At 69.7% G+C, this 8,448-nt stretch carries 10 protein-coding genes; 3 read left to right on the top strand and 7 right to left on the bottom strand.

Going from position 1 to position 8,448, the window contains the following annotated elements; all coding sequences use genetic code 11:
• Together ACFPZL_RS07720 and ACFPZL_RS07725 are read right to left on the bottom strand one after the other, a co-directional pair.
• Positions 1-339, bottom strand: a 339-nt coding sequence (locus ACFPZL_RS07720; RefSeq protein WP_382335028.1) for a MarR family winged helix-turn-helix transcriptional regulator, incomplete at its 3' end; no start/stop codon positions are given.
• Between the two features lie 10 nt (positions 340-349).
• Positions 350-1,537, bottom strand: a complete 1,188-nt coding sequence (locus ACFPZL_RS07725) for an LLM class flavin-dependent oxidoreductase (RefSeq protein ID WP_218116275.1) — start codon at positions 1,535-1,537, stop codon at positions 350-352.
• Between the two features lie 294 nt (positions 1,538-1,831).
• Here ACFPZL_RS07725 and ACFPZL_RS07730 point away from each other — a divergent pair, with 294 nt between their 5' ends.
• Positions 1,832-2,698 (top strand): SDR family NAD(P)-dependent oxidoreductase, encoded by an 867-nt coding sequence (locus ACFPZL_RS07730; RefSeq protein WP_236022132.1) that lies wholly within the window; start codon positions 1,832-1,834, stop codon positions 2,696-2,698.
• A gap of 87 nt (positions 2,699-2,785) precedes the next feature.
• On the opposite strand, the gene ACFPZL_RS07735 is transcribed toward ACFPZL_RS07730, so the two are convergent.
• From ACFPZL_RS07735 to ACFPZL_RS07750, 4 genes are all read right to left on the bottom strand, one after another.
• Entirely contained in the window at positions 2,786-3,181 is a 396-nt protein-coding gene (locus ACFPZL_RS07735) for an META domain-containing protein (RefSeq protein ID WP_218116273.1), read from the bottom strand.
• A gap of 112 nt (positions 3,182-3,293) precedes the next feature.
• Positions 3,294-4,979: an MFS transporter gene (locus tag ACFPZL_RS07740; RefSeq protein WP_236022129.1), complete on the bottom strand. Its 1,686-nt coding sequence runs from the start codon at positions 4,977-4,979 to the stop codon at positions 3,294-3,296.
• On the bottom strand, positions 4,972-6,033 hold the full coding sequence (gene glsA / locus ACFPZL_RS07745) for a glutaminase A (protein WP_218116272.1): 1,062 nt from the start codon (positions 6,031-6,033) through the stop codon (positions 4,972-4,974). Before glsA ends, ACFPZL_RS07740 begins: the two co-directional genes overlap by 8 nt.
• Before the next feature lie 272 nt (positions 6,034-6,305).
• Complete coding sequence (locus ACFPZL_RS07750) at positions 6,306-6,572, bottom strand: GlsB/YeaQ/YmgE family stress response membrane protein (protein ID WP_218116271.1); 267 nt, start codon at positions 6,570-6,572, stop codon at positions 6,306-6,308.
• Between the two features lie 198 nt (positions 6,573-6,770).
• On the opposite strand from ACFPZL_RS07750, the gene ACFPZL_RS07755 reads away from it, so the two are divergent.
• The gene (locus ACFPZL_RS07755; protein WP_218116270.1) at positions 6,771-7,199 is read left to right on the top strand and encodes a DUF1622 domain-containing protein; all 429 of its coding nucleotides are present in this window, start codon (positions 6,771-6,773) and stop codon (positions 7,197-7,199) included.
• 76 nt (positions 7,200-7,275) lie between these two features.
• Here the strand turns inward: ACFPZL_RS07755 and ACFPZL_RS07760 are convergent, their stop codons facing one another.
• Positions 7,276-7,770: a YbaK/EbsC family protein gene (locus ACFPZL_RS07760; protein ID WP_218116269.1), complete on the bottom strand. Its 495-nt coding sequence runs from the start codon at positions 7,768-7,770 to the stop codon at positions 7,276-7,278.
• 93 nt (positions 7,771-7,863) lie between these two features.
• On the opposite strand from ACFPZL_RS07760, the gene ACFPZL_RS07765 reads away from it, so the two are divergent.
• Positions 7,864-8,448: AraC family transcriptional regulator (locus ACFPZL_RS07765; protein ID WP_382335031.1), on the top strand; the 585-nt coding region annotated here is incomplete at its 3' end.

Raw genomic sequence — 8,448 nt, forward strand, 5'->3', positions numbered from 1 at the left:
CCGCGCGTGCTGGCGGCCGACGGAACGCTGCGCCTCCGCTCCCGCCTCGGTGAGCGAGATCTGGATCGCCCGGCGATCCTCCGCGTCGACCTCGCGGGCCACGAGACCGCGGGCCTCGAGCCGGTCCACCAGCCTCGAGAGCGCGGGCTGGCTGAGCAGGACCCCGTGGTGCACCTCGCTCAGGCGCATCGGCTCGCCGCGCTTCGCGAGCGTGTAGAGCACGTCGTACTCCCGCATGCTCAGCTCCGCCCACATGCGCTCGGCCGCGAAGCGCGAATTGAGCCGCGCGTGGGCGGTCATCACCGCCTCCCAGGCCTCGTTGGCGAGCCGGATGCTCATCGCCCGCCCCTTACAGCCCGAACGCCGCGCCGCTGGGTGCGGGGGTGTCCTGGTAGGGGGAGCCGCCGGTCACGTTGTCGCCGCGGTTCGGGTTGGGGCGCGGCTGCCGCGGCGCCGCGTCGCCGTACTTCGCGGTCACCAGCTGGGCGTGCGTCGGCGCAGTCGCGGGGGTCTCGGGATCGCGCCGGGACTCGAGCTCCTTGCGCAGCACCGGCACCACGTGCTCGCCGAGCAGTTCGATCTGCTCGAGCACCAGGTTCAGCGGCAGGCCGGCGTGATCGATGAGGAACATCTGGCGCTGGTAGTCGCCGAAGTACTCCTGGAACGTCAGCGTCTTGTCGATGACCTCCTGCGGGCTGCCGACCGAGAGCGGGGTCTGATCGACGAAGTCCTCCATGCGGGGGCCGTTGCCGTAGACCGGGGCCTCGTTGAAGTAGGGCCGGAACTGGTTCCACGCGTCCTGCGACTTCTTGGCGATGAACGCCTGGCCGCCGAGGCCGACGATCGCCTGCTTCTCGGTGCCGTGGCCATAGTGGGCGTAGCGCTGACGGTAGAAGTCGATGAGGCGCTTGAAGTGCTCCTTCGGCCAGAACACGTTGTTGGCGAAGAAGCCGTCGCCGTAGAACGCGGCCTGCTCGGCGATCTCCGGGGTGCGGATCGATCCGTGCCACACGAAGGGCGGCACGTCGTCGAGGGGGCGCGGCGTGCTCGTGAAGCCGTCGAGCGGGGTGCGGAAGTTGCCCTCGAAGTCGACGACGTCCTCGCGCCAGAGACGGTGCAGCAGCTTGTAGTTCTCGAGGGCGAGGGGCAGCCCGCTGCGGATGTCCTTGCCGAACCAGGGGTACACCGGCGCGGTGTTGCCGCGGCCGAGCATGAGGTCCATGCGACCCTTCGCGAGATGCTGCAGCATCGCGTACTCCTCGGCGATGCGCACGGGGTCGTTCGTCGTGATCAGGGTCGTCGCGGTGCTGACCTTCAGCGTCGTCGTCTGCGCGGCGATGTAGGCGAGCAGGGTCGTGGGGCTCGAAGAGAAGAAGGGCGGGTTGTGATGCTCGCCGATCGCGAAGACGTCGAGGCCGACCTCCTCGGCCTTCTTGGCGATCTGCACGGCGGCGTCGATGCGCTCGGCCTCGCTCGGGGTGTTCCCGGTCGTGGGGTCGCGCGTGATGTCGCTGACGGAGAAGACGCCGAATTCCATGTGATGCTCCTGACCTCGTGCGCCGTAGTTCGTGACCCGGCGCAATCTATATGCGTTTGCATCTAATGTAACACAGTGGAGCGCGAAGTATTCCCGGGAAACCCGGAACTCGTCCCGCGCTAGTGTGAAGCCATGTCAGTGCAGCCGTCCCGCTCAACATCCGCATCGCGCATCGCCGCATCGCGCACCGCCGTGCTGCGGACAGCTGTGCCGCGAACCGCCGCCTCGAACCGCAGGGCGCCCAGCGCCGTCGTTCCCGGCTCCGTCGTATTGATCACCGGCGCGGCGCGCGGGATGGGGGAGCTCTACGCCCGCCGCGCCGTGCGCGAAGGCGCGGCGGCGGTGGCGCTCTGGGACGTGGACCGGGAGCGGGTCGAGGCGCTCGCCGCCGAACTCGACAGTGCCGAACTCAACACTGCTGAACTCGACACTGCGGAACTCGACGCAACCCCTGCGGAGAACACCGCGGTAGGGCGTGCCCCGGCCGACGCGACGGACTCCGTCCGCGTCCGCGCCTACACCGTCGATATCGCGGACCGCGAGGCGATCTCCCGTGCCGCCCGGCGCACCCGCGAGGAGCTCGGAGACCCCGACATCCTGGTGAACAACGCCGGCATCGTGCGAGGCGCACTCTTCTGGGAGCACGAGCCCGAGCGCGACATCGAGGCGACGATGCGGGTCAACACGCTCGCGCCCATGTGGCTCACCCGCGAGCTCCTGCCGGCCATGTTGGCCGACCGCTCGCGGCCCAAGCGGATCCTGAACATCGCCTCGGCCGCCGGCACGCTGGCGAACCCGCGGATGAGCGTCTACGCCGCCTCGAAATGGGCGATGATCGGCTGGAGCGACTCGCTCAGGCTCGAGCTCGAGCGCGAGGGTCACGGCCACATCGCCGTCACCACCTTCTGCCCCAGCTACATCTCCACGGGCATGTTCTCGGGCGCGCGCGGGCCGTTGCTCACGCCGATCATGCGGCCCAGCACCGCGGTGCGCGCGGCGTGGCGCGGCATGCTCGCGGGGACGCCGATCGTGACGAAGCCCTGGACGGTGAAGCTCGCCATGGCGCTGCGCGGAGTGCTGCCCACGCGCGCCTGGGACGCGATCGGCGGCCGCGTCTTCCACGTCTATTCGTCGATGGATCGCTTCACCGGGCGCGGCTGAGAACCCCGGCCGGCCCGGCGATTCGATGGGGTTCGTTCACCACCGGGGCCCGTTCACAGCCGGGATCCGTTCACTGCCGGGATTCGTTCACTGGCGCGGCAGCGATCCGATCACGTTGCCGTCCGCGTCGCTGATCTCGAGCGCGTCGCCGGCGATCGTGCCCGTCGCGAGGCCGTTCAGCCAGGTGTCCACACCCTCGCAGGCCATCATCGTGCTCGCGACGACGCCGAAGTCGATCGTGTCGCCCGAGATCTTAGCCGTGCCGGTCAGCCGGTTGCAGCCGTCGGTGCCCGAGAACGCGCCGCCCTCCTCGATCGACAGCGAAGGCTGGTCCGAGGCGGCCGCGTCACCCCAATCGCCGGTGAAGTCCTCGCCGCCGCCCGCGCAGCCCGCCGTCGCGAGAACGAGGCCGGCGCCGAGGAGTGCCGCGGCGATCGAGGCGCCGAGGCGTGTCTGTCGTGCGTGTCGTGCGATCCTGAGCATGAGAGGTTCCTTTCGGTGTGCGTATGGGCCGAACTGGTGCTGAGCGCGAGGCGGTGAATCGGGAACGGTGAGCCGGGCGGTGCGGGTCGGGCGGCGAGGGCCGGGCGCCGGGTCAGGCGCCTTCCCGCGATCCGACGGCTTCTTCCGGGATCTCGTCGGGCCGGTAACGGGGCAAGCGCGAGGCCGGCACCGCGGCCAGCGCGCTGATGCCGGCGAGGATCAGGAAGCCGAGCTTGAGCGTCCGGAGACGCTGCTCCTCGTTCAGCGCGACCGCAGCCTCCACCTGGGCGGCGTCCGCGGTCGTGCCCTCGAGCACCTGGCGCAGTTCGTCGTTGCTGATGAAGTTCGCGTTGTCGAGATCGACCTGGGCGACGAGCTCCGGCGGCAGCTCCGGATGATCCGCCGCCGCGCTCGCGAGGCCGATCCCGAGCGTGGTCACCAGCACCGCGCCCATCACGGCCGTGCCGACCGCCGAGGCCAGGTTCTGCGTCGTCCCGCGGATCGAACCGACGTCACCGGCGAGCTCCTTCGGGGCCGCGGTCACGAGCACGTTGAAGACGAGCGTGACGAGCGCCCCCTGGCCGACGCCGAAGACGATCAGGCCGAGGATCGTCGGCAGCGTCTCCCAGTTGTTGTTCACGACGAACGCCAGCCAGACGAGCGCCGCCGTGGTGAGGCCGAACGCGAACAGCGCGATCGTGCGCGGGGTGTGCCGCTTGTAGAAGCGCACGATCAGCGTCGCGGTCACGAACACGGTGAGGTTGAACGGCATCATCGCCAGGGAGGTGTCGAACGGGGTGCGGCCCTGCACGATCTGGATGTACGTCGGCACCGTGAAGTTCACGGCCGCCTCCATCGCGACGATGATGAACATCGCGTAGACCGCCGCCCGCTCCGTGGGCTCCTTCAGCACGCTGAGGTCGACCAGCGGCACCTTGCCCTGCCTCGCCCGGTGATTCGTCCAGACGAAGAAGACCTGCCCGAAGATCACGCCGAGCACGACGAGGATCGGCGCGGGGGAGAGACCGACGACGTCGAAGGGCGCCGCAGGCTCTGCGAAGAGGATCCCCCAGCCGTTCAGGTTGTTGAAACCGAGGGTGACCAGCACGATCGCCAGGCCGATGAAGAGCGAGGCGACCAGATCGATCTTGATGCCGGGGTTGCCACGATCCGAGCGCAGCTTGAAGCTGAACAGGAACACGAGGACCGCGAGCCCGAGCGTGACCATGAACACCGGCCGCCACCCCACGAACGTGCCGAGCGTACCGCCGATGAGGAACGCGCTCAGCCCCGAGAAGGCGCGAGCCGACCCGAGCGAGCCGACCGCGGTGGCCTGCTGATCGCCGCGGTAGTTCTCGGCGATGAGCGCGACGAGCGCCGGCACGATGATCGCGGCGGCGGCTCCGGCGAGCACCTGGCCGAGGATGGCCCAGGTGATGGTGGGGGAGAAGATCATCATGAGCGAGGAGACCGCGAAGATCGCGACGACCACACGGAAGATCAGCACCCAGCCGACGCGCTGGCCGAGCTTCGCGCCCGTCATCACGAGGGCGGCGACCGCGAGGCCGTAGACGACGATGGTGGTGCTCGCGACGGTCGGCGGCACGCCGAAGTCCTGCACCATGCCGCCGAGCGAGATGGGCAGGGCCGCCACGTTGAACGACATCAGCACCTGGGCGAGGAAGAGCCCCACCATCGGCGTCCACGAGCGCTTCTCCCCGGCGGATCCGGTGGAAGCAGCGCCGGCACGGGCCGGGTCGCCGTGTGCGGGGTCGGTAGCGGCGGAAGGATCAGACATCGGGGTGCTCCTCTGCATGCCGGCGCGTGTCCGCACGGCTGGACGACGACGGTTCGGGGGTGGACCAGCGGGCGGAGGCGAAGAGGTTGAGCCCGAGCGCACGCGAAAGATAGGCGCAGGCGCGCTGGCCGCGGACGCTGTTGCCCGCCGGATCGAGCCTGGGGGAGTAGGCGCCGACCGCGCCCTTGCCGGGAGACACGGCGACGATGCCCCCGGCGACGCCCGACTTCGCGGGCAGGCCGATCTCGAACAGCCACTCGCCGGAGCGCTCGTACATGCCGCACGAGGCGAGCACGGTGAGCGTGTCGCGGCACACCGCGGCCGAGACGACCTGCTCGCCGGTGATCGGGTTCACCCCGCCGTCGGCCAGGGTCGCCCCCATCACGGCGAGGTCGTGCGCCGTGACCGAGAGCGCGCACTGGCGCGTGTACACATCGACCGTCTCGAGCGGGTCGGGGTCCAGCCTCCCGTAGCTCTGCAGGAGCTTGCCGATCGCCCGGTTGCGGTGGTTCGTCTCGGCCTCCGAACGGTAGACGACCTCGTCGAGGGCGAGTTTCCGCCCGGCGAAGCGGGACAGCCCCTCGCGCACGCGTCGCCAGCGCTCCTCGCTCGATTCCGCCGGCAGCAATCCCGTCGTGGCGATCGCGCCGGCGTTCACCATCGGGTTCATCGGGCTGCCGCCGTTGAGCTCCATCGCGATCAGAGAGTTGAACGCGAGGCCGGTGTTGTTGACGCCGACGAGTTCGTGCACGGCCTCGTGCCCGATCTCCTCGCAGACGAGCGCGAAGACGAACGCTTTCGAGATCGACTGGATCGAGAACTCGACGCCCACGTCCCCGGCCTCGAACGCGGAGCCGTCGACGCCGACGATCGACAGCCCGAACCGGGCCGGATCCGCCTCGGCGAGGATGGGGATGTAGTCGGCTACGCGGCCCTCGTTGACATCCGCGTACCGCGCGTGCGCCCGTACGACCAGGTCGGCGATGTCGTCGGCCGGCGGTAGCGACCCGGTGGACGACCGCTGAGCGATATCCAGCGCATCGCTCTCGAACATGCGGCCTCCCGGCGATCCTGCGTCGTTATCTCTCCGTTCAGTTTCTCTCATTCTCGACTCGAGCGTGCAGGTATTTCAGTAACCCTTGACGCGCGGAACAGGCGACCCGCGTTCACCGCATGCTTTCGGGTACCCCGGATCGCCGTCCTCTCGACGATGCGCTGGCGATCCGGAGATCCGAAGCCGGATCAACACGGCCGGGCGCGGCGGTCGCGGCGGATCTGCGGATCGGCGGGATGCACCGCAGATCCGCAGACCCGCAGACCTGTGTTTCACGCCTCCTTGCGGCGGCCGACGATGAGCCCGTAGATCAGCAGCACGATGATCGAACCGCCGATCGCGAGCAGCCAGGATTCGAGCGACCAGAAGCCCTCGAGGTCCGCTCCGAAGAGCATGCCGCCAAGCCAGCCGCCGAGCATCGCACCCACGACGCCGAGCAGGAGGGTCGCGATCCAGCCGCCGCCCTGCTTGCCGGGCAGGATCGCCTTCGCGATGGCGCCTGCGATCAGTCCGAGCAGAAGAAATGCCAGGAATCCCATGATCAGCCCCCTTTCGAGGTCACCGCACGCGTCTCGTGCGGTTCTTCTCACAGGGTAGGCCGGACCCATTGGCGACCGATAGGGGCTTGAAAGCTCAGCCTCGTTTCGCTATGACCCGGATTGCAGCAGCACGGGGGCCGAGTCGACGTTGCGGATGGCGGGTATCCGGTGTCGAGCGAGCGCCGATACGCTGATCCCATGGATGTGAGGATGCTGTTCGACGCCACGGTGCTCGTCGTCGAGGTGATCGGCGTGGTCGCGCTGCTGGTCGGGTTCGGGATCGCCGGCGTGCTCTCGGCGCGGGCATTGCTCACGGGCAGGGGCGGCCGAGCCGCGTTCCAAACGCTGCGCACGTCGCTCGGCGGCTCGATCCTGCTCGGTCTCGAGATCTTCGTCGCGGCCGACATCATCCGCACCATCTCGACGCCGACCCTCGAGGACGCGCTGATCCTCGGCCTCATCGTCATCATCCGGACGGTGCTCAGCATGTCGATCCAGATCGAGATCGACGGCGTCGTGCCGTGGCGGCGCGCCCTGCTCACCAGCGGCGGGCAGGTGCTGGCTCAGGAGTTGTCCCGGGCTCATGAAGGTGCGCGCGCCCCGGAAGCCGCTCCCGATCAGGACTGACCGCCTTTCGGCCGGATCCTGCTCTGCCGGATCTCGAGCGGCCGGATCTCGAGCGGATCGATCCCGCCTGCGGAGTTCAGCCTGCGTCGTCCGCCTGCCAGCCCTGGGACACGTCGACCCAGCTCTCGGCGCCGCTGAGCTCGGAGAGCTCGGCGATCGACAGCTCGACCGCCGAGGCAGTCGTGCCTGCGGCGGGGAAGACGGTCTCGAAGCGGCGCAGCGACTCATCGAGGAACACCCGCGTCCCGTCGGGGTTCGCGAACGGGCAGACCCCGCCCACCGGGTGGCCGGTCAGCCGCTCCACGTCGTCGCGCTGCAGCATCCTCGGCTTGCCGCCGAAGCGGCGCTTGAACATCCCGCTGTTCACCTTCGCATCGCCGGCCGCGACCACCAGCACGGCCCGCCCCGCATCCTCCGGGTCGTAGAACCCGAGGGTCTTCGCGATCCGCGCCGGCGCGGTGCCGACCTTCTGGGCCGCGAGCTCCACCGTCGCGCTCGACTCCTCGAACTCGAGGATCTCGCCCGACCACCCCTGATCCGACAGATGCGCGCGTACGCGTGAGGTTCCCATGCCCGTCCTTCCCCGAGTTCGTTCAGCGTCGCTCCTACGCTACCGCCCGCGTCCGCCATCCGCGGCACCGCGGCCCGCCGGTAGGGTGGCGGTGTGAGGCAGGTCGCGGTCGTGGTGCTCGAGGGGGCGAAGCCCCTCGACGTCGGGATTCCGGCGCAGGTGTTCACCACCCGCGCGAGCATGCCCTACGAGGTGCACGTGTGCGGCGTTCGCGCCGGCCGGGTGTCGGGCGCCGACGGGCTCGCCTACCTGGTGGAGCAGGGGCTTGAGGCGCTGGACGACGCCGAACTGATCTTCCTCCCCGGCTACCGCCACCCCGACACCCAGGAACCGCCGGCCGAGCTGGTCGATGCGCTGCTCCGTGCCCATGCGCGCGGGGCGCGGATCGCGGCCATCTCGACGGGCGCCTTCGCGCTCGCCGCGACCGGCCTGCTCGATGGCAGGCGCGCCACGACCCACTGGCACTACACGAGCGCGTTCGCCGCGCAGTTCCCGGCCGTCCGCGTCAACGAGGGGGTGCTGTTCGTCGACGAGGGATCCGTGCTCACCTCGGCGGGCGCGGCCTCGGGGCTCGACCTCTGCCTGCACATCCTGCGCGAAGACCTCGGGATGAGCGCGGCGAATCACGCGGCGCGGCGCCTCGTCGCGGCCCCGTACCGCAGCGGGGGGCAGGCCCAG

This window comes from Leucobacter soli (genome assembly GCF_042659205.1).
GTDB classification, from domain to species: domain Bacteria; phylum Actinomycetota; class Actinomycetes; order Actinomycetales; family Microbacteriaceae; genus Leucobacter; species Leucobacter soli.